This window comes from Microbacterium sp. WCS2018Hpa-9 (genome assembly GCF_031843745.1).
Taxonomy (GTDB): Bacteria; Actinomycetota; Actinomycetes; order Actinomycetales; family Microbacteriaceae; genus Microbacterium.
This window is the reverse complement of sequence record NZ_JAVTIY010000003.1, coordinates 276,048-294,275: the sequence shown is the minus strand read 5'-3', so window position 1 is coordinate 294,275 and position 18,228 is coordinate 276,048. Positions and strand designations below refer to the sequence as shown.

At 67.3% G+C, this 18,228-nt stretch carries 18 protein-coding genes; 5 read left to right on the top strand and 13 right to left on the bottom strand.

The annotated features are described in order from the left end of the window. Positions 1 to 59: 59 nt before the first annotated feature. Together RQG82_RS08035 and RQG82_RS08030 are read left to right on the top strand one after the other, a co-directional pair. On the top strand, positions 60 to 422 hold the full coding sequence (locus RQG82_RS08035; protein WP_311258571.1) for a cyclophilin-like fold protein: 363 nt from the start codon (positions 60 to 62) through the stop codon (positions 420 to 422). A 97-nt stretch (positions 423 to 519) separates the two neighbouring features. Then, complete coding sequence (locus RQG82_RS08030) at positions 520 to 1,401, top strand: helix-turn-helix transcriptional regulator (RefSeq protein WP_311258570.1); 882 nt, start codon at positions 520 to 522, stop codon at positions 1,399 to 1,401. Between the two features lie 10 nt (positions 1,402 to 1,411). Here RQG82_RS08030 and RQG82_RS08025 read toward each other — a convergent pair whose 3' ends face one another. After that, positions 1,412 to 2,023, bottom strand: coding sequence for a small multidrug efflux protein (locus tag RQG82_RS08025; protein ID WP_311258569.1), 612 nt, complete (start codon positions 2,021 to 2,023; stop codon positions 1,412 to 1,414). A 221-nt stretch (positions 2,024 to 2,244) separates the two neighbouring features. Between RQG82_RS08025 and RQG82_RS08020 the strand changes: the two genes are divergently transcribed. Continuing rightward, a complete protein-coding gene (locus tag RQG82_RS08020) occupies positions 2,245 to 2,913 on the top strand; it encodes a GPP34 family phosphoprotein (protein ID WP_311258568.1) in 669 nt (222 codons plus the stop codon). A gap of 43 nt (positions 2,914 to 2,956) precedes the next feature. Here the strand turns inward: RQG82_RS08020 and RQG82_RS08015 are convergent, their stop codons facing one another. After that, a complete protein-coding gene (locus tag RQG82_RS08015; RefSeq protein WP_311258567.1) occupies positions 2,957 to 3,685 on the bottom strand; it encodes a MerR family transcriptional regulator in 729 nt (242 codons plus the stop codon). 229 nt (positions 3,686 to 3,914) lie between these two features. Here RQG82_RS08015 and RQG82_RS08010 point away from each other — a divergent pair, with 229 nt between their 5' ends. Beyond that, positions 3,915 to 4,355, top strand: coding sequence for a hypothetical protein (locus RQG82_RS08010; RefSeq protein WP_311258566.1), 441 nt, complete (start codon positions 3,915 to 3,917; stop codon positions 4,353 to 4,355). 77 nt (positions 4,356 to 4,432) lie between these two features. Continuing rightward, positions 4,433 to 5,053: a DUF1349 domain-containing protein gene (locus RQG82_RS08005; RefSeq protein WP_311258565.1), complete on the top strand. Its 621-nt coding sequence runs from the start codon at positions 4,433 to 4,435 to the stop codon at positions 5,051 to 5,053. 60 nt (positions 5,054 to 5,113) lie between these two features. Here the strand turns inward: RQG82_RS08005 and RQG82_RS08000 are convergent, their stop codons facing one another. The 11 genes from RQG82_RS08000 to RQG82_RS07950 all read right to left on the bottom strand — a co-directional run bounded on the left by RQG82_RS08000 (position 5,114) and on the right by RQG82_RS07950 (position 18,199). Next, complete coding sequence (locus RQG82_RS08000) at positions 5,114 to 6,178, bottom strand: HIRAN domain-containing protein (RefSeq protein WP_311258564.1); 1,065 nt, start codon at positions 6,176 to 6,178, stop codon at positions 5,114 to 5,116. 408 nt (positions 6,179 to 6,586) lie between these two features. Next, positions 6,587 to 7,402 (bottom strand): SDR family oxidoreductase, encoded by an 816-nt coding sequence (locus RQG82_RS07995; protein WP_311258563.1) that lies wholly within the window; start codon positions 7,400 to 7,402, stop codon positions 6,587 to 6,589. A 29-nt stretch (positions 7,403 to 7,431) separates the two neighbouring features. Then, positions 7,432 to 8,403, bottom strand: a complete 972-nt coding sequence (locus RQG82_RS07990; protein WP_311258562.1) for a Gfo/Idh/MocA family oxidoreductase — start codon at positions 8,401 to 8,403, stop codon at positions 7,432 to 7,434. Beyond that, the gene (locus RQG82_RS07985; RefSeq protein WP_311258561.1) at positions 8,396 to 9,835 is read right to left on the bottom strand and encodes an MFS transporter; all 1,440 of its coding nucleotides are present in this window, start codon (positions 9,833 to 9,835) and stop codon (positions 8,396 to 8,398) included. Before RQG82_RS07985 ends, RQG82_RS07990 begins: the two co-directional genes overlap by 8 nt. Before the next feature lie 147 nt (positions 9,836 to 9,982). Continuing rightward, the gene (locus tag RQG82_RS07980) at positions 9,983 to 11,020 is read right to left on the bottom strand and encodes a LacI family DNA-binding transcriptional regulator (protein ID WP_311258560.1); all 1,038 of its coding nucleotides are present in this window, start codon (positions 11,018 to 11,020) and stop codon (positions 9,983 to 9,985) included. A gap of 23 nt (positions 11,021 to 11,043) precedes the next feature. Beyond that, the gene (locus tag RQG82_RS07975; RefSeq protein WP_311258559.1) at positions 11,044 to 11,559 is read right to left on the bottom strand and encodes a gluconokinase, GntK/IdnK-type; all 516 of its coding nucleotides are present in this window, start codon (positions 11,557 to 11,559) and stop codon (positions 11,044 to 11,046) included. After that, positions 11,556 to 12,794 carry a D-mannonate dehydratase ManD gene (gene manD / locus RQG82_RS07970; RefSeq protein ID WP_311258558.1) on the bottom strand — a complete coding sequence of 413 codons (1,239 nt, stop codon included), beginning with the start codon at positions 12,792 to 12,794 and terminating at the stop codon, positions 11,556 to 11,558. Before manD ends, RQG82_RS07975 begins: the two co-directional genes overlap by 4 nt. 29 nt (positions 12,795 to 12,823) lie before the next feature. Further along, a complete protein-coding gene (gene uidA / locus RQG82_RS07965; RefSeq protein WP_311258557.1) occupies positions 12,824 to 14,635 on the bottom strand; it encodes a beta-glucuronidase in 1,812 nt (603 codons plus the stop codon). A 78-nt stretch (positions 14,636 to 14,713) separates the two neighbouring features. Next, entirely contained in the window at positions 14,714 to 15,544 is an 831-nt protein-coding gene (locus RQG82_RS07960; RefSeq protein ID WP_311258556.1) for an SDR family oxidoreductase, read from the bottom strand. Positions 15,545 to 15,568: 24 nt separating this feature from the next. Further along, positions 15,569 to 16,927, bottom strand: coding sequence for an MFS transporter (locus RQG82_RS07955; protein WP_311258555.1), 1,359 nt, complete (start codon positions 16,925 to 16,927; stop codon positions 15,569 to 15,571). 27 nt (positions 16,928 to 16,954) lie between these two features. Next, positions 16,955 to 18,199 (bottom strand): family 1 glycosylhydrolase, encoded by a 1,245-nt coding sequence (locus RQG82_RS07950; protein WP_311258554.1) that lies wholly within the window; start codon positions 18,197 to 18,199, stop codon positions 16,955 to 16,957. Positions 18,200 to 18,228: the final 29 nt, after the last annotated feature.

Here is an 18,228-nt window from a genome sequence, read left to right as displayed (position 1 = left end):
TCCGGGAGAATCGGCGGAGATGCAGCTCGCATTCGCGGAAACGAAAGGTGAGGATCAGCATGAACCTGCGTGTGACCCTGTCGACCGGGCTCGAATTCGATGCCGACCTGTACGCGAACCCCGTCGCCGCGGACCTGGCGACACGCCTCCCTGTGGAAGCCGTCTTCACCGACTTCAACGGTGTGGAGAAGGTCGCGGCGCTCGAGAACCCTCTGCGCCTGCGGGGCGTGCCGCCGAAGGACTCTCCGCAGCCGGGCGAGATCGGCTACTACGCGCCTACGCGCTCGCTCGTCCTCTACTACGGCACCGTCGGCACCTGGCCCGGGCTGGTCCGCATCGGTCGCTTCGACCTCCCGGTCGACACTCTCCGCGACCTCCCCGATGGCTTCACCGCTCGTTTCGTCCGCACGGAAGACGACTGAGACCGTCGCCGTCCGAGGCCGTTCACGGCGAAACTGAACGAGGGGTTCCCTATCAGGGCGTTCCCTGGCGGAGATCCGCCGATCTAGCCTGAGTGCCATGGAGAATCGAGAAGAGGTCCGCGAGTTCCTGATGACCCGCCGAGCGCGGATCTCGCCGGAAGCCGTCGGATTGACCGCCGGGTCGAACCGGCGAGTCGAGGGTCTGAGACGCAGCGAAGTGGCCACCCTCGCCGGAGTCAGCGTGGAGTACTACTCCAAGCTGGAACGCGGTGCGATCGCCGGAGCATCCGGGGCCGTGCTCGATGCCGTCTCCCGCGCCCTCCAGCTCTCCGACGCCGAGCACGCGCATCTGCTCGATCTGGCGCGCAATGCCGACGGCATCCCCTCCTCCGGTCGTCACCGCCGGCGTAGCGCCAAGCCGGGCCCGCCCCGCCCGAGCCTCGAATGGGCATTGGCCTCCATCACGGATGCCGTCGCTGTCGTGAGAGACCAGAGACAGAACCTCGTCGCCTTCAACGACCTCGGCCGAGCGTTCTACTCCCCGCTGATCGGAGACGGAGGACGGACGCCGAACTTCGCACGGTTCCAGTTCCTCGACCCAGCGGCCCATGACTTCTACCCCGACTGGGATGCCTTCGCCGACATGTGCGTCGCCGTGGTCCGCGCCGAAGCGGGCCGTGACCCCCACGACAAGGGGATCCAAGATCTCGTCGGAGAACTCTCCACCCGCAGCGAGGTGTTCCGCGGCCTCTGGGCGGCGCACAACGTGCGCACCCACGGATCCGGCACGAAGCGCTTCCGTCACCCCGTCGTCGGAGACCTCACCCTCGTGTACGAGGAGCTCGCGATCACCGCCGAGCCCGGTCAGGTTCTGCTCATCTACACGGCGGAACCCGGTTCGCCGTCGGCCGAGCGGCTGCGCCTGCTGGCCTCCTGGGGCGCCGAGACCTCTCCGGCGGCACGTCCCGCTGCGACCTGAGCGCGCCGCCTCACCAGCCCAGCAGCGCGAGCAGTCCCGCAGCAGCGGCCGCGACAGCTCCCGTCCACAGCACGATCGCGATGATCTGCCAGAGGATCACCCATTCCTTGCGCACGCCGGAGGCGACGAAGAAGGCAGCGGTGAGCATCGTCGGAAGAGCGATCGGTGCCAGGATGCTGGCGCCGGGGACGCCGAACCTGACCAGCCAGCGCCGCAGCTTCGTGCGTCCCTTCCCGCGCCGGGTCGTGTCGTCCTCGCCGGCTGTCGCGGGTCCGGAGACCGAGGCGGCGTCGGATGCCGTCGCGGTGGCCACCGTCGACGTGGCACGTGCCGAGCCGCCCACCGCTGCGGACGAGGCCGCCGCCGATCGCCTCGCGCGGCGCGCGACGACCCCACCGCGGATCCGCGATCCGAGCAGCACGACCGCGATCACGCAGAGCACGTTGCCGGTGATGGCGGCGAGCGCAGCGACGAGCGGGTTGATCCCGGCGATGATGCCGAACGCGGCGGCGCCCTCACCCTCGATGTACGGGATGGCTGCGACGAGCGCGACCATGACCGGCTGCAGGATCTCGGGAACCTGGTTGATGAAGTCCTGCAACCAGGGATAGGGGTTGTCCATCGGTCGTTTCTCTCTCTGTCGGATGCCGCGGACGGTGCGTACCGCGGATGTCAGAGGGCAGCCAAGACCGTGTGCCCGGGACAGGGTCAAGCGTGAGCTCTCCGATCGCCGACCCGCTTGACCCTGTGGTCGGAACATCGTCTTGACTGTGTGTCCACGAGCGCTCGCGACGGCCATGACGACAGGTCGCGGCCTCGACGCCGCAGACCGAAGGAGCACCCATGTCGGAAGAACCCCTGATCGTCGAAGACACCCTGCTCCTGCTCTTCCAACCCGATTCGGGCACCATCGCCGGCGAGAACATCCTCTTCTACGTGCTCGGCGGTGCCGTGCTGGTCGACCTGGCGCTCGCCGGTCGTGTCGAGGCCGAGGAGCACGGACTCTTCACGCGGGTGCGCGCGGTCGGCGACGGCGATGCGCCCGACCCACTGCTCGCGCCGGCGCTGACGTCGCTGTCGAAGAAGGCTCAGGACGTCCAGGCCGTTCTCGCCGGCATCGGTCCGCACCTGCGCGGCCCGGTCCTCGACCGTGTCGTCGCGCGCGGCGACCTGGACCGCGCGGAGGGCAAGGTCCTCGGACTCTTCCCGACGACGAAGATCACACTCGCCAGCGAACGTCGCGCGGGCCTCATCCGCAGAGTGAGAGCCGCGCTCGTCGACGGCGATGCTCCGGCCCCCCGCACCGCAGCGAGCATCGCGCTCCTGTCGGCGAGCGGCACGCTCCCCCAGTTCCACGCGGAGATCCCCTGGGGCAGCGACGTCTACACGCGGGCGAAGCAGCTCGAAGACGGAGACTGGGGTGCCGCAGCGGCATCGAGCGCAGTGGTGCGCACGATGAACGCGGTCATCATGAACACGGTGATCGCGGCGACGGTGCTGCCGCGTCTGTGAATCGAGGGCGCCCGGAGGCGAGGCGCCGGAGTCGTGACCGCGCTCAGCCGGCGGCGATCGTCGCCAGCGCGATCACATGCGCTCGGGCGATCACATCGAGCTGGGCGGGGTTGTAGAGCGCGGCGACCGACTCCGCGACCGCCTCCCACGTCATCTGCGGCCGCCCCCGGTGATGCGCCAGCGGATCCTGCAGCCACGGATAGGTCGTCAGATCATGAGCGAGCCCGACCGCATACCTCTCCGCCATGCGGATCCGCGTCTGCTCGTCGGCATCCGGTGGCAGCGCATCGAAATCGGCGCGCACGTCGGCCGGATCGGATTCGAGCATCATTCGGAGGTCCCGCATGGCCTCGTCGTCGTAGACCTGGGAGTAGATGAGCATCAGCGACCGTTCGGTCTCGGTGAGGCGTGCGGAGAGGTTCTCGAAACCCCGAGGCAGATCCGTCGTCGTCGCGCCGTCGATGATCGTGCGGATCTCCACCCGGGCCTGCTGCAGACGTTCGATCGTGACGGCGAGCTCGGCGTCGATGTCTTCGAGCGCCGCGAGAGCACGATCGTCACCGACGGCGACACGATCGACCTGATCGAGGGGAACCCCGAGTTCGCGCAGACGACGGATGCGGAGCAGCTGCACGAGGTGACTCACCTCGTAGCTCTTGTACCCGTTCGACGATCTGCTCGGCTGCTCGAGCAGGCCCACCTGGTGGTAGTGCCGCACGGTGTTCACCGTGGTTCCGGCGAGGTCGGCGACCTCTCTCGTGCTCCACGCCATGAAGGGTCCCTTTCCTGCGCGGCCGTCTCCTGACTCATTCTGGCCGTCGGCGGCGCCTGTGGCGACGCCTTGTTCCGTCGAGTGCATGTCGTAGTAGAAACCCTGTGGTCACCACACACTCAAGGATTGCGACGTCGACGCCGCACGCCGTCGGGGATCATCCTCGAGGAGGATGCCGATACCTCGTGCGCCCGATGCCCCGGCGACGCCGCCCGACGAGGCTGGGTGCATGAACGCACGAACGACCCTCACCGTACCCGCCGTGATCGTCGCGGGACTGCTGTCTCTGACCGGATGCTCCGCCTATGACAGCTTCGTCCACAAGCACGCCACATCGACATTCGACGATGTGAAGGCCTTCGGCGACGGAGCCGACGTCGACGCCGACTGGGTTCCCGCCGACGCGACCGCGATCACCGTGCGAACATCGACGGTGGACAAGGCATCGGATGCCGTCATCCTGCTCACCAGTGGGTCGGCGCTCGCCGACGACTGCGCCGAAGTGGAGCGGCTCTCGGCGCCCGCGTGGGTGCTCGACGATGCTCCAGACCCGTACACGGCGAAGACGGTCTTCGCCTGCGGTGACTGGACAATCATGGCCACCGACGACGGCTGGTACGGCTGGACCCCGAACTCGGAGGGGGAGCGGAGCGCGGCCGTCGAGGGCTGATCCAGGCGCTGCCTTGCTTGGCATCCCGCCATCGAGCCGAGAATGTGATGGGGGGCCGAGTTCGCGACAATAGTTCAATGAACACTCGAGTCGACCTCCCTGACGTGCCCTTCTCCCTACAGTCCTCGGAGGACTGGCCGTGGCGAGTGGAGGCCGACACCGTTTTGGTGACGGCCAAACCGCACAGCGACTTCTTCATCGACCCGAGCGGCGGTGGCAGTGTGGCAGCAGAGAGTCAGCTGAACGCAGTCTCGTTGACAGGCCGCCCGCCCGAGGGCGACTTCACCCTGACTGCGCGAGTCCAGGTCTCCTTCGTCGATACGTTCGACGCGGGAGTGCTGATCGTCTGGGCCGGCGAGACGCGGTGGGCCAAGCTCTGCTTCGAGTATTCCCCTGACCGCAAGCCCATGGTCGTATCAGTAGTCACCCGTGGAGTCTCGGACGACGCGAACGCGTTCGTCGTCGAGGGCGACCAAGTATGGCTGCGCATCGCACGCATTGGAAGGGTCTACGCCTTCCACGCATCGTCCGACGGCACACGGTGGGAGTTCGTGCGGGGATTCGCACTGGGCGCCGAAGATCAGGAAGTCACAATCGGGCTCGAAGCCCAAAGTCCGATGGGAGATGGCTGCGACGTGCGGTTTGACACCGTCGAATACGCTGCGGCGACCCTCGGGAATCTTCGCGACGGCTCCTGACACGGTATCCAACAGCCCCACCCTCATCATTGCCTTCGACACACACGGGAAGTTGTCCGTTCAGGGACTCGATTGGCTTGTGCTTCGGTTCAGGACTGGAATCGTGCTCGGCTCTGCGAACCAATCTGCCGGCAACTCATGTGCTTTGGCGGCCTGGACCGTAGCCTGAGCAGCGATCGCACTGCCCTTCACCCTGATCCACGCCGCAGCCGCCTGTCCCTGCGACTCGAGGTGACGAACGGTCGGGACGAAGTGTTGGCTCGACGCGGGGGTGAGCTGGCCGACCCTTTCGCCATCAAGTCGCACTTCGATCAGTGTCTTCGGTGCGCGCACTGTTCCGCCTTCGATCATCGCAAGCGTGCCGAGCGCGATACCGTCACCCACGGCAGTGGTGAAGTCCGCGAGGACATCCTGATGCTGCTCTTCCCCTGTGACCTGGAGTGCGGGCCCCCAGGGCAGGATGCTGTACGCCCCAGCCGGCGGCTCGTTGATCGGCAAGACGAGATGAGGCTCACTCAAGGCGATCGAGACTCGCGCCACATACTTCAGCTTGCGCGACGAGTCCCACGGTTCCCGAGCCGACGCCCAGATGCGCGCTCCGGTCACCGCGACGTGTCCAGAGTCCCATACATCACGGATCACGGAGACGTAGAGGGCTGCCACCTCCTTCTCCAGATACCCGACGTGCTGCCCGTTGATCTGCACCATGACGGCGTTCTCGTCGTGCGGATTGGTCGGTTCTGGAACGAGAGCGGCGATCAGATCAGTGCGTTCGATCTCCTCGTCTTTCTTCGGCTTCCGACCGATCGCCTTGTGGATGCTCTCCATCCGGGCGAACTCGCCAGCGACCTCGGTGTTCTGGTACCCGTCCGCGCCAAGCAGCAGGTATCCGGTTCGAGTCGCCCTCTCGCGTTCAGGGTCCTTCTTGCTCGTGAGCGGTTCGGCCGCGGTACTCCTCTTCTGAGCCACGGAAGGTGCGACGGGCGGACGAAGATAGTCCGTCCCCTGCACACCGTCGTTCGCGACCCAGTCGGTCCAGGCGACGCCGTCCCAGTAGCGATACTGATTCCGGCCGGACGGGTCAGGATGCCACGCGGCAGGAACCGGCGGAGAAGCGGTGGTCATTCTGGATCCCCTCGTCTGATGACAGGCTCTGGCGCTATCGGGAATCTACCGCCCCGGGTACCGCCTCGGTCAAGGACCCAGTGATCAGGAGATCGCTCATGACCGACGGCGTGCGAGCGCCTCAGACGAATCCCGCTCGACCTAGCGCGACGCCGATGCGTCGCACTCTGATCTCCGCGGGCGTGAGCTCATTGCCGCTGAGGTGCCGCTGTCTGCGCTCCGCAGCTCACCCTCTCCTTACTTCCCTGTCTGGCCACTTGCCGACGATGAGACCACTTATCGCAACTATCCGCGGATCCTCGTCTCGCATCAGAGCGCCCCTTCTCATCTGACATCAGAGCGTCGCTTCTCGGGACGCGACCGGGACGCGATCGCTCGAGGTGGCCCCGGACGAAGATGGCGATGTTGTCAGGCGGGCTGATCTGCAGCGAGCAGGGCTCCCATCTGCTTCGCGATCATGGTCGTAGCGAATTTCGGGTTGAGGCGCGACAGGCGATCCATAGCCGCGGCATCCGAACCGATTGTCGCGCGGAAGCGGTCCTTGCGGATCGCGTCGACGATCACTCGGCCGGCCTCTTCGGGTGTCGTCGTCTTGTACGCGCTGTTCTCGGCTGACGCATCGCCCCCGAGATCGACACCCGAGTTCGCGGCGATGCCGGTGCTGATCGCACCGGGGAAGATCACCGTCACGTGCACGTTCGTGTCGAGCAGCTCGGCGTACAGGGCTTCGGTGAGAAGCTTCACCGCCGCCTTGGACGCGCCGTAGACCGCCTGACCGGGCACCGGGGCATACGATCCCATGCTCGCGACGTTGAGCAGCGACGCTTCCGGCCGGGCGAGAAGGTGGGGCAGGAAGGCCTTGCACACGTTCATCACTCCCCAGAAGTTGACGTTCATCACCTTCTCGATCTCGGAGAACGGCAGGTCATTGACCTTGACGAACTTCTGGATCACGCCCGCGATGTTCGCGACGCCGTCGACCTGGCCGTGAGCCGCGATCACGGCGTCGGGAAGCGCGTCGATCGCATCCCGGTCGGTGATGTTCACCGCGTGCTGAGTGAATCGTGTGCCGACAGCCGCGAGTGCCGCCGTCGCGTCGAGGCCCGCGGCGTTGAGGTCGACACCGGCGACCGAGGCGCCATTAGAAAGCAGCCGCAGCGTCACCTCGCGTCCGATGCCGTTTCCTGCGCCCGTGACGACGAAGACCTTGCCTGAGATGTCCATGGTTTCCTTCTGGGTGGGTCGGGCCGCGATCAGCGCGACTCGGAGGAGATGTCCGCGAGGATGCGGTCGAGGGTACGGGTGATCGAGATCGTCGCCGCCGCATCATGCCAGGGGTGCTCGCGCAGACCGGATGCGATCGCCGCGGTCACGGCCTCGAGCATCGCGCCGTAGCCGTTGCCCACTCGGGGATGCCGCACCTGCTCCGGCTCGCGGAAGATGCGCTCCGCCGACCCTGCATGAACGCGGGCATCGCTGCCTGCCCAGAACATGGGATCCAGCGTGATCCAGCCACGCTCACCGCTGATCGCTGCCGAGAGATCGAGGAAGTCCACTCCTGACCAGGCGAGCTGCGCGAAGGCGCCGTCGGCGCGCTCGAGCGTGGCATGCCCCGCGAGATCCACCCCCTCAGAGAGGACTCCTCGCGTCTGCACCACGTCGGGCGCACCGAGGAACCAGTGGGCCAGCGTGACCGGGTAGATGCCCCTGTCGCGCAGGATGCTTCCGCCGTCCTCCGGCCGTTCCTTGCCCGGTCGCGGGAAGAACGGGGTGCCGAAGCTCGCCCGCACGTGTCGGATCGCACCGAGCTCTCCCGCGGCGATCCGGTCGAAGACCTCGACGTGCAGCGGATTGAACCGCATCCACATCGCCTCCATGAGAAATCGGTCCGCCTGTGCGGCGCGCTCGAAGAGCAATTCGGCGTCGGCGGCCGAGGTCGCGATCGGCTTCTCGACCAGCACATGCTTACCCGCGTCGAGGGCCTCGAGCGTGATCGCAGTATGCGTGACGGCAGGGGTGGCGATGTAGACGACGTCGACGTCGTCACGAGCGAACAGCGCGGACCGCTCGTCGGTCGACGAGGGGATGCCGTGCCGCGTCGCGAAGTCCGACGCGCGCTCTGCGGTTCGCCCCCAGACGGCTGAGATCTCACCGCCGAGGGCGAGCAGATCGGAGACGAGGCGATCGGAGATGTCGCCGGTGCCGACGATGCCCCACCTAAGCATCGGCGGCCGTCCGCTCGCGGATCGGTGCCACCGTGAGGGTCGCGAGGGCGACGAGCACGAGTGCGGCTCCCCAGACGAGCTGATAGCCGCCGGTCGCCGACACGACGACCGCGGCGAGCGCCGGCGCCAGCGCCTGACCGAGGTTCATGGCGACGATGGCGAGCCCGAGGTCCCGCCCCGCGCGCGCCGGATCGGGGATCACGTCGATGAACATCGCGTTGTCGACCGGCAGGTAGATGCCGAAGGCGAGACCGGTGATGATCACCTGGGCGAAGAGCGCCGGGAGGGTCGGCGAGATCAGCGGAATCGCCATCGACACCGCCATGAGCAGCGACGCGACGACGATGAACGGCTTGCGACGGCCGACGCGGTCGGAGAGCCGCCCCGAGATCGCGACGGCGATGAGCGTGAAGGGGATGCCCGCGAGCCCGAGGATCGGCACCATCGCGGATGCCTCGGCAGCGCTGAGCGCCGGGGAGATGTAGCTCTGCAGCATGTAGAGGTTGAGTACCGTCGACGTGCTGTAGCCGAAGAAGAACAGCACGCGCGAGATCCACAGCCACCGGTAGTTGCGGGCTTTGAGAGCGCTCGCGTAACCGAGCAGGAACGGCTTCCAGGCGAAGGGCTCACGCTCGACATCGACCGACGACGCGTCACGGTTGCGGGTGACGAAAAGCACAGTCGCGATCGCCACGAGCAGGCCGAGGATCAGGTAGAAGTCCAGTCCGATGAGTCCGAACAGCGCACCTGCACCGATGCCGCCGAGTATGCCGCCGATGATCGCGCCCATACTCGTCCACGACGTCACGCGGCCGCGCCGATCGCGCGGCACCCGGTCGGCGACTGTGGCCTGCAGGGGGTTGCCTGCGACGTTCAGCGCGAGCTCGGCGGCAGACCACAGCACGACGAGCACGACGAGCGAGGGCGCGTAGCGGACGGCGACCAGCAGCACGGCGCCGAGGAGTCCCGCGTAGAGGATCCAGGGGGCTCGACGCCCCAGGCGAGAGCGCGTGCGGTCGGAGAGCACTCCGATCACCGGCTGCAGGATCATCACGATGATGGCGCTGGTCGTGGTGACGAGCGCGAGTCCGTTCGCTCGCGCTGCCTCGAAGTCCGAGAGCAGGGCGAGCTGTCTGGTCTGGTCGGCGGTGGGCGTGACATCGCCGGCTGCGACGGCGCGGCCGAGTTCGGTGAGCGCCTGCAGGTCGACGCCGGCGTCTGCCCCGCTGAAGAAGGATCCGAACTCCAGCAGCTGGATCTGGTTCGGCATGAGGATGCCGTTCGTCGCCGCCCACACCGCAGAGACTGCGAGCGAGAGCAGCAGGTACCAGCGGATGTACCGCGACAGCGGCTTCTTCGAGTCGTAGTGGACGCCGATGTTGGAAGTCCACCGCGATTCTTCTCCGGTCGGCTGCGTGATCGACTCGCTCATGATCGCGGCTTCCCCAGCTGTGCTTTCGTCATCGAAGTCTCCAGACCGTCTCACTGTCGAGACAGTTACATCAAATCAGAGTTCCGTGCATTCGGCAACCGATTGCCAGATCGTTGACAGGAAGCCGCACAGCTGACCGCACGGTACTCAGCTCCGAGCAGCGCGTCCTGTACTGCCCCGCACCACCAGGGTCGTCGCGAGAGGATCGTCGCTCACCGGTTCGGTCGCATCGCCCAGAGCTTCGAGCACCTTGCCGACGGCACGCTCCCCCGCGAGCTGCAGCTGGGCGCGGACGGTGGTCAGCGCGGGGACGATGAGCTCGCTGCCGAAGATGTCGTCGAAGCCCGCGATGCTCAGCTCGTCAGGCACGTGGATGCCCGCGGCGGCGGAGGCCTGGATCAGACCGATCGCCATCAGATCGTTGAAGGCAATCACCGCGGTCGCCCGTGATGCCTGCACCCGTCGAAGAGCCTCGCGACCGCCGTCGATCGTCGGCGTGTGCGGGCCGATCTCGACGACCGCGAGGCCGAGGCGCTCGGCGGCGTCGAGCATCGCCTCCCACCGTCGTCGGCTGATCCACGATGTCTCGGGGCCGGAGAGATACGCGATCGAGCGGTGACCGAGGTCGGCGAGATGCGCGACGAGATCCGAGACGCCCTGTTCCACCGCGGGAAGGACGCCGACCACACCGTCGACCTGCCGGTTGATCAGGATGACGGGCTTGCGCTCCGCCACCCGCAGGATCCGCTCGTCAGCCAGACGGGTGGTCGCCAGGATCAACCCGTCGACGCTCGGCAGCAGCCTCGAGACGGCTTCGGCTTCCGCTTCACCGGACTCCTGCGACTCGGCGATCACCAGCGTGTACCCCGCGGCGGCTGCGGTGTGCTCGGCACCGCGGACGATGCCGAAGATCACGGGGTTGGTGATGTCGGCCACCATCAACCCGATGGTGTGGCTTCGCCCCGTCGGCAGCGCACGCGCCATCGGGTTGAACTGGAAGTCCAGGCGGTCGGCGGCGAGACGGATCCTCTCCTCCGTCTTCTTGCTGATGCGCCCGGGCTTGCTCAGCGCCCGCGACACCGTCGACGGGTTCACACCGGCGAGCTCCGCGATGTCATAGATGGTCGCGGCACCGCCGCGGCGCCTGATGCGCTCCGCGAGTTCGCCGGGCAGATCGTCGTCCATGGTTCCTCCCAGCTCCCAGCGTGTCATGGTCGGAGCGATTCGACCCATTCGACGGCGGCGCGGGCGATTTCCGCGGGCGGGCGACCCACATCGACGACGACGGCGACCTCGTCGGCGTCGATCGCTTCGAGGGTGTCGAGCTGCGAGCGAAGGAGAGAAGGCGGCATGAAATGGTCGGTCCGTCCTGCCGCGCGCTCTGCGAGCAGCGCATCACTGCCGTGCAGGTGCACGAAGACGACGTCCGGCACCCGAGCGCGAATGCGATCCCGATAGCGGCGCCGAAGCGCCGAGCACGCGATCACTGCCCCCGATGCCGACCGCGCGGCGAGTTCTTCGCCCACGCGGTCGAGCCACGGCATCCGGTCGCCGTCCGTCAGTGGCGTCCCGGCACTCATCTTCGCCCGGTTGGATGCGGGATGCAGGTCGTCCGCGTCGAGGAACTCGACGCCGAGATCCGCCGCGAGCAGACGCCCCACGGTCGACTTGCCCGCAGCAGAGACCCCCATCACCACGACCGGGGGCGATGCGTGTGCGCTCACCAGTCGTGGACGGTGCCGTCGAGCAGCCGGTTGTAGGGCAGGTATGCCTGCTCGTACGGGTACTTGCCCGCCTCATCGACGTCGAGGTCGACACCGAGACCGGGCTTGTCGCCGGGGTGCAGGTAGCCGTCGTTCCAGGTGAACGACTGCTGGAACACCTGGTCGGTACGCGACCCGTGCTGCATGTACTCCTGGATGCCGAAGTTGTGGATCGCGAGGCCCAGGTGCATCGCCGCCGCCATACCCACCGGCGAGATGTCGGTCGGCCCGTGCATGCCCGACTTGATCTGGTACATCGCGGCGTAGTCGAGCGTCTTCTTCAGCGCGCTGATGCCGCCCATGTGCGTGACGGCTCCGCGCACGTAGTCGATGAGCTGGTCGCGGACGATGTCCTTGAAGTCCCAGACGGTGTTGAAGATCTCGCCGATCGCCAACGGCGTCGTGGTGTGCTGGCGCACCAGGCGCAGCGCCTCCTGGTTCTCGGCCGGGGTGCAGTCCTCGAGCCAGAACAGGTCGTACGGCTCGAGATCCTTTCCCAGGCGTGCAGCCTGGATCGGCGTCATGCGGTGGTGCCCGTCGTGCAGCAGGGGGATATCCGGGCCGAACTCGTTGCGCACCGCCTCGAACACACCGGGCAGATGGTTCAGGTAGGCGCGGGTGTCCCAGTCCTCCTCGACCGGCTTCGCACCACGGCGGGCCGGCTCGTGGTCGTATCGAGCCTCACCTCCCCCGGTGTCGGCCGACTGCGAGGCGATCCCGTAGATCGCCTTGAGCGTAGGCACCCCGGTCTGCACCCGGATCGCCCTGTACCCCTGCGCCTGATGAGCCCGGATGGAATCGAAGAGCTCGGGAAGCTCCTTGCCCGACGCGTGCCCGTAGGCCATCAGGCCCTTCCGGCTGGCCCCGCCGAGCAGCTGATAGACCGGGAGGCCGGCGACCTTGCCCTTGATGTCCCACAGTGCCATGTCGACTGCCGCGATCGCCGCCATGGTCACGGGTCCGCGGCGCCAGTAGGCGCTGCGGTAGAGGAACTGCCAGGTGTCTTCGATGCGCGACTCGTCGGCCCCGATCAGCAGCGGCACCACGTGCTCGGTGAGGTACGCGACGACCGCGAGCTCGCGCCCGTTCAGCGTGGCGTCACCGAGGCCTGTCACGCCGTCTGCGGTCGTGATCTTCAGCGTGACGAAGTTGCGGTCGGGACTCGTGACGATGACGTCGGCCCTGTCGATGGTCATGTGTATCTCCTGGTCGTGAAGGCGGTCGGTCAGGCGTCTGCGCCGGTGTCCGCGTCTGTGCCGGGCTTGCGTCCGTCGAGTCCGCGCCACCGCTGACGCAGCGCGAATGCGGCGGACTTCGGCCGGCGCTCGCGGGTGAAGATGCCCTTCTTGTTGCCGCCGACGCGGTGCAGGCCGTTGGTCGTGGCGAAGTCGGCGAAGTTCCAGATCTGCTCACCGACGAACTGCGGGAAGCGATCGAAGACGCGGTGGTACATCGCAAGCAGGTCGGTCTGGTACTCCTCGGTCCACACCTGGTCCCACACCGAATGCAGGCCAGGCATCGTGTCGGCGCCGTATTCGAGCATCATGATCGGCTTGCCCGTGCGGTCGATCCAGCCCTGGATGTCGCCCTGCAGATACAGCTCCGCCGTCGCGAGGTCGCCCGCGTTGATGTACCAGCCGTAGTAGCGGTTCAGGCTCACGACGTCGAACAGGTCGATGATCTGGTCGTTCTTGAAAGTCGCGAACATCACCATCGAGTAGGTGATCGGACGCGTCGGGTCGAGCTCGCGCACCAGGTTCACCAACGGCTCGAAGTACTCGCGCGCGCCGTCCTCATTCGAGGCGGGCTCGTTGGCGATGCACCAGAGCACGACGGACGGATGGTTCTTGTCGCGTCCGATCAGCTCACGCAGGTGCTGCGCGTGCGCCGCGTGGGTCTCCGCCCCGGCATACTGCTCCGAGAAGGTGGGGAACGGCGGGGTGCCGCTCAGTCCGCCGACGACACCCATGTTGAGACCCACGGCCGCGGTCTCGTCGATCACGAGGATGCCGTGGCGGTCGGCGAAGTCGAGGACGTCCTCGGCGTAGGGGTAGTGCGAGGTGCGGAACGAGTTCGCACCCGTCCACTCCATCAGCTGGAAGTCGTGCACCATGTAGGCGTCGTCATGACCCTTGCCACGGACGAACGTGTCTTCGTGCTTGCCGAATCCCGTGAAGTAGAAAGGCTCGCCGTTCACGAGGAACTCCTCGCCTCGCACCTCGACGGTGCGCACACCCACGGCGAGCGAGTAGGTGTCGAGCACGTCTTCCCCGTCGACCGCCTCGACGGTCAGCTCGTAGAGGTACGCGGCGCCCGGCTTCCAGAGCACGACGTCTGCGATCTCGAGACGCCCCTGAAGACCGGATGCCGTCGCCACGACGCCGCCTGCGGCATCCGTCAGGCTGACGCGCACCTCAGCACCGCCGACGGTCTCGACGCGGTAGTCGACGAATCCGGTCGAGCCCTCGAACGTCGTCACCACGGTGACGTCGTCGACGTGCACCTGCGGCAGTGAGTACAGCGACACCGAGCGCGCGAGGCCCGCGTAATTGTAGAAGTCGTGGAAGTAGGTCTGGGTCTTGGCCCCGGTCATGCCGACCTCGATCTTTCCCGGCGGGATCGTGGTGTTGCTGAGGTCGGGGCTGACCGCCACAGTGAGCCGGAACGCGGTACCCGGCTTCACGACATCGGTCACGTCGATGTCGAACGGCGTGTAGCCGCCGACGTGCCCGCCGACGAGCTGGTCGTCGACATAGACCTTCGCCGAGTGCGTCGCGGCGTCGAAGCGCAGGAGGATCCGCTCCCCCGCCCAGCCGCGCGGCACCTGCACCGACCGCTGGTAGTAGACCCAGCCGACGTGGTCGCGGATCGCCGGATCGGTGAAGAGATCGTTGTAGCTCGCCGGAACGGCTGCTTCGAGAGGCGTGTCGAGAGCGGCGAGCCAGGGCTCCTCCGGGAGGCGGGAGTCGATCCCGAACTTCCAGACTCCGTCGAGCTTGACGAGGTCACGGGTCGCGGTGGCGATGGGCTTGAGCATCAAGGGCCTTTCGTGCGCTTCTTTGCGTTCTTGGTTTCAGTACAGCAGAGTTCGGAGAAAATGGCAACCGATTGCCAGCTAGATGGTCTCCCCGGCGTCGGCGAGCAGAGTGCTGCCCGTCATGACCATCGAGAGGTCACTGGCGCAGAACAGCACCACGCGCGCGATGTCGTCGGGCGTGCCCTGACGGCCGATCAGACTCTGCGACATCGCCGAAGGCATGGTCGAGGGGTCGATGCCGGCTGCTGCCATCTGCTCCATCGCCGCGGCCGCCATCGCCATGTTCCCCTCGGTCGGCACATAGCTGGGAGCGACACCGAGCACGCGGACACCCTGGGGAGCGAGCTCCAGAGCGAGCTGCTTCGTGAGCCCCCGCACCGCATGCTTCGACGAGACGTAGGCCGAGAGGCCGGGGGCGGTTCCCCGAAAGCCCGCCGTCGAGACGATGTTGACGATGACGCCGCCCTGCGGCATCCGACGCGCCGCCTCTCGGGCGCCGTTGCGCACACCGCGCGTGTTCACCGCGAAGACCTGCTCCCAGGTCTCGTCGCTCATCTCGAGCAGGGACTGGCTGGGGAAGATCCCCGCGTTGTTCACCCAGATGTCCGGGGCACCGACCTCAGCCGCCGCGGCGTCGGTCGCCGCAGACACCGACGCCGAGTCGGTCACATCCATGCGCACGCCCACCGTCCGCACCGAGAAGCGCTCGCCGATCTCGCCCGCCGCCGCGTGAGAGCGCCCCTCGTCGAGGTCGGCGATCACGATGCTCGCACCGGCCTCGGCGAGCCGATCCGCGATGGCACGGCCGAGGCCCTGAGCGCCTCCGGTGATGAGCGCGGTGCGTCCTGTCAGATCGGTCAGCGAGGCGAGGGGGGTCGACGAGACATCGGGGAAAGGAAAGGACATCATTGCTCCGTTTCGAAGGGTGGGGGCTCAGCGGACGCTGCGCACCGAGAGGGTGATGAGAAGGCCACCGGCGAAAGCGAGTGCGGCGGCGAGAAGGTAGAGCGCGGTGAAGTTCTCTGCGCCGGCTCCGATCGCCAGCACCGCGCCGCCCAGGACCGGAGCGAAGACGCCGGGGATCTTCTGGGCGAACAGGGCGATGGCCATGTAGCGACCCGCCTCCCTCTCGCGATCGGGCAGCACGTCGAGCAGCAGCGCCTGGGCGACGGCCGAGAAGGTGGCGATGCCGAGGGAGTTCAGCAGGGTGCCCACCATGAGGGTCGGCAGGTCGTGGGCGAACGCCGAGACGCTGCATCCCGCCGCGAAGAGAGCGGCACCCGCGAGGATGAACGGCTTGCGCCTGCCCACCCGATCGCTCAGCCATCCGCCCCCGAGGGAGCCGAGGGTGGCCGTGACGATGCTCGACGCCGAGACGATCGCGAGTACTCCGGCGACATCAGGCACGCGAAGCTCGAGCCGCTGAGCGACGAAGAACACGGTGAAGCTGGTGGTGAGGGTCAGCCCCGAGAAGAAGATGAAGCGCCCGAGCCAGTTCCATGCGAAGTCCGGGGCTTTGCGCGGATCGAAGCCGTAACTCCGCAGCAGTGCGCCGACGGTCAGCCGCCGCTCGATCACCATCCCCCTGCTGTCAGGGTCATGCACCACCGCGAGAAATGCGACCACGAGTACGGCGCCGATCGCGGCAGGCAGCGCGAAGACGAGGAGCACCTGGTCGCGGAAGAATCCGACGAGGATGATGCCGACGACGGGCGCGACCTGCATCGTGACACCGGTGAGACCCGACACGCGGCCACGCTGATGCGGCGGCAGGCGATCCGCCTGCCAGTTTCCGAGTGACGCAGCCGCGGTTCCCCACCCCACGGTCGAGAGCGTCCATCCGATGGTGAGGGCGGTGAGATTCGGGGCGAGGGCCATGACCGGCACCGAGGCCGCACCGATCAGCAGACCGATCACGGTGAACGGACGCCGCCGCCCCCAGCGGCTGCGCAGGCGATCACTGAGGATGCCGGTGAGCGGCGCAAGCACGAGTGTGGCCGCCGAGCCGACCGCGAGGACGATGCCGAGGGCTTCGGTGCGCCCGGGTGCCAGCTGGTCGAGCCGCACCGCCAGCGAGTAGGCCATCGGCACGATCATCGCCATGCCGGCCCCGAAGGTCGCGGCGACGAGCAGGGCGATCGACCACACCGAGACGGACGCCTGCCCGGCCCCCGCGCCGTCCGGCGCGGGGGCCAAGGAGGGCGGCTGCGGGAGCGCGAGGTTGCCCTCCGGAACGCGCCCCGCAGCCTCCGCAGGGCCTTCACCCTGGGGATCGTCGACGTCGACGGTCATCTGCTCGGTCTCTGTACGCGGCTTCAGTCAGGCCAGACCGTTGCGCTGGGCGACCTCGCCCAACCAGCCGAGGCTCGGCTTGGGGCTGCGCACGAACGTCTCACGATCCACGGCGATCAGGCCGAAGGTCGGGGCCCAGTGACCCCACTCGAAGTTGTCGAGCAGCGTCCAGTGCAGGTACCCGCGAACGTCGATGCCCTCGTCGATCGTGTCGGCGAGTCCCCGCAGCGCGGCATCCGTGTAGCGGATCCGCTGGGTGTCGTCGGCGGTGGCGATGCCGTTCTCGGTCACGATGACCGTGACGCCCTCGGAGACCTCCCACGCGTGGCGCACGGCCATGGCGAGAGAGTCGGGGCGGAACGCGGTGCCGACGAGCGTGTTGTCGGGGTGCGGCGGGTGCGGCACGAGCCCGTCCGCGTCGACCTCCTGCGACGAGTACGCCTGCACGCCGACGAAGTCGTCGCCGCGCGACCCCTCCCAGTAGACGTCTTCCTTGCCGTACCGGATCTGCTTCAGCTTCTCCTCACCACCGGGGGCTGCGGTGAGCGCGCCCGCCGCGATGGTCCAGCCGACCTTGGCGTTCGTGCGGGCGCGCACGATCTCTCGGGCGGCATGGTGGATCTCGACGAACGCGCGGCCGATCTCGGGGTCTGCGTCCTGCAGGAAGGCACCGTGCTGCTTCTTCTCGAGCTTCGTCTCCTCGCCACCCTCGCGCTCGGTGTCACTCTCGACCGTGGGGCTCGTCCACTGGCCACCCTGAGTCTCGGCCATGCGGCGCATCGCTGTCATGATGGCCGCCTGCATGTTCGGCTCGTTCATGGTGGCGACCCACTCGACGCCGTCGAGGATCGTGGTGGCCTGGGTCACGAAGCTCAGAAAGCGATCCTTCGCCTTCGGCGACGTCCACCCGCCGTCGTTCGCGAACCAGCGCGGCGTCGTGAAGTGCTGCAGCGTGACGAAGGGCGTGACTCCGCGCGAGAGGCAGTGGTCGATCACACGGCGATAATGCGCGAGCGAGGCGCGCGAGAACTGCCCCTCGATCGGCTCGATGCGCGACCACTCCAGGCTGAAGCGGTAGGTGTCGAGGCCGGCATCGGCGAGCAGGTCGATGTCCTCGCGGAAGCGGTGGTAGCTGTCGACGGCGTCGCCAGAGGGCTCCATGCCCGGCATGGTCAGCTCCCGCTCCCACCAGTCGCTGTTGACATTGTTGCCTTCGATCTGGTGTCCGGCGGTGGCGGCGCCCCAGAGGAAGCCGGTGGGGAAGTTCGTCATTGAGGGATCCTCTCGATCGTGAGCAATCG

What these genes read in the sequence shown, in the direction of transcription:
- uidA (WP_311258557.1), bottom strand. Translation starts at nt 14,635, where the DNA reads ATGCTCAAGCCCATCGCCACCGCGACCCGTGACCTCGTCAAGCTCGAC.
- RQG82_RS07980 (WP_311258560.1), bottom strand. Translation starts at nt 11,020, where the DNA reads ATGGACGACGATCTGCCCGGCGAACTCGCGGAGCGCATCAGGCGCCGC.
- RQG82_RS07985 (WP_311258561.1), bottom strand. Translation starts at nt 9,835, where the DNA reads ATGAGCGAGTCGATCACGCAGCCGACCGGAGAAGAATCGCGGTGGACT.
- manD (WP_311258558.1), bottom strand. Translation starts at nt 12,794, where the DNA reads ATGACCATCGACAGGGCCGACGTCATCGTCACGAGTCCCGACCGCAAC.
- RQG82_RS08000 (WP_311258564.1), bottom strand. Translation starts at nt 6,178, where the DNA reads ATGACCACCGCTTCTCCGCCGGTTCCTGCCGCGTGGCATCCTGACCCG.
- RQG82_RS07995 (WP_311258563.1), bottom strand. Translation starts at nt 7,402, where the DNA reads ATGGACATCTCAGGCAAGGTCTTCGTCGTCACGGGCGCAGGAAACGGC.
- RQG82_RS08005 (WP_311258565.1), top strand. Translation starts at nt 4,433, where the DNA reads ATGAACACTCGAGTCGACCTCCCTGACGTGCCCTTCTCCCTACAGTCC.
- RQG82_RS07950 (WP_311258554.1), bottom strand. Translation starts at nt 18,199, where the DNA reads ATGACGAACTTCCCCACCGGCTTCCTCTGGGGCGCCGCCACCGCCGGA.
- RQG82_RS08035 (WP_311258571.1), top strand. Translation starts at nt 60, where the DNA reads ATGAACCTGCGTGTGACCCTGTCGACCGGGCTCGAATTCGATGCCGAC.
- RQG82_RS07960 (WP_311258556.1), bottom strand. Translation starts at nt 15,544, where the DNA reads ATGATGTCCTTTCCTTTCCCCGATGTCTCGTCGACCCCCCTCGCCTCG.
- RQG82_RS08010 (WP_311258566.1), top strand. Translation starts at nt 3,915, where the DNA reads ATGAACGCACGAACGACCCTCACCGTACCCGCCGTGATCGTCGCGGGA.
- RQG82_RS08015 (WP_311258567.1), bottom strand. Translation starts at nt 3,685, where the DNA reads ATGGCGTGGAGCACGAGAGAGGTCGCCGACCTCGCCGGAACCACGGTG.
- RQG82_RS07955 (WP_311258555.1), bottom strand. Translation starts at nt 16,927, where the DNA reads ATGACCGTCGACGTCGACGATCCCCAGGGTGAAGGCCCTGCGGAGGCT.
- RQG82_RS08025 (WP_311258569.1), bottom strand. Translation starts at nt 2,023, where the DNA reads ATGGACAACCCCTATCCCTGGTTGCAGGACTTCATCAACCAGGTTCCC.
- RQG82_RS08030 (WP_311258570.1), top strand. Translation starts at nt 520, where the DNA reads ATGGAGAATCGAGAAGAGGTCCGCGAGTTCCTGATGACCCGCCGAGCG.
- RQG82_RS08020 (WP_311258568.1), top strand. Translation starts at nt 2,245, where the DNA reads ATGTCGGAAGAACCCCTGATCGTCGAAGACACCCTGCTCCTGCTCTTC.
- RQG82_RS07990 (WP_311258562.1), bottom strand. Translation starts at nt 8,403, where the DNA reads ATGCTTAGGTGGGGCATCGTCGGCACCGGCGACATCTCCGATCGCCTC.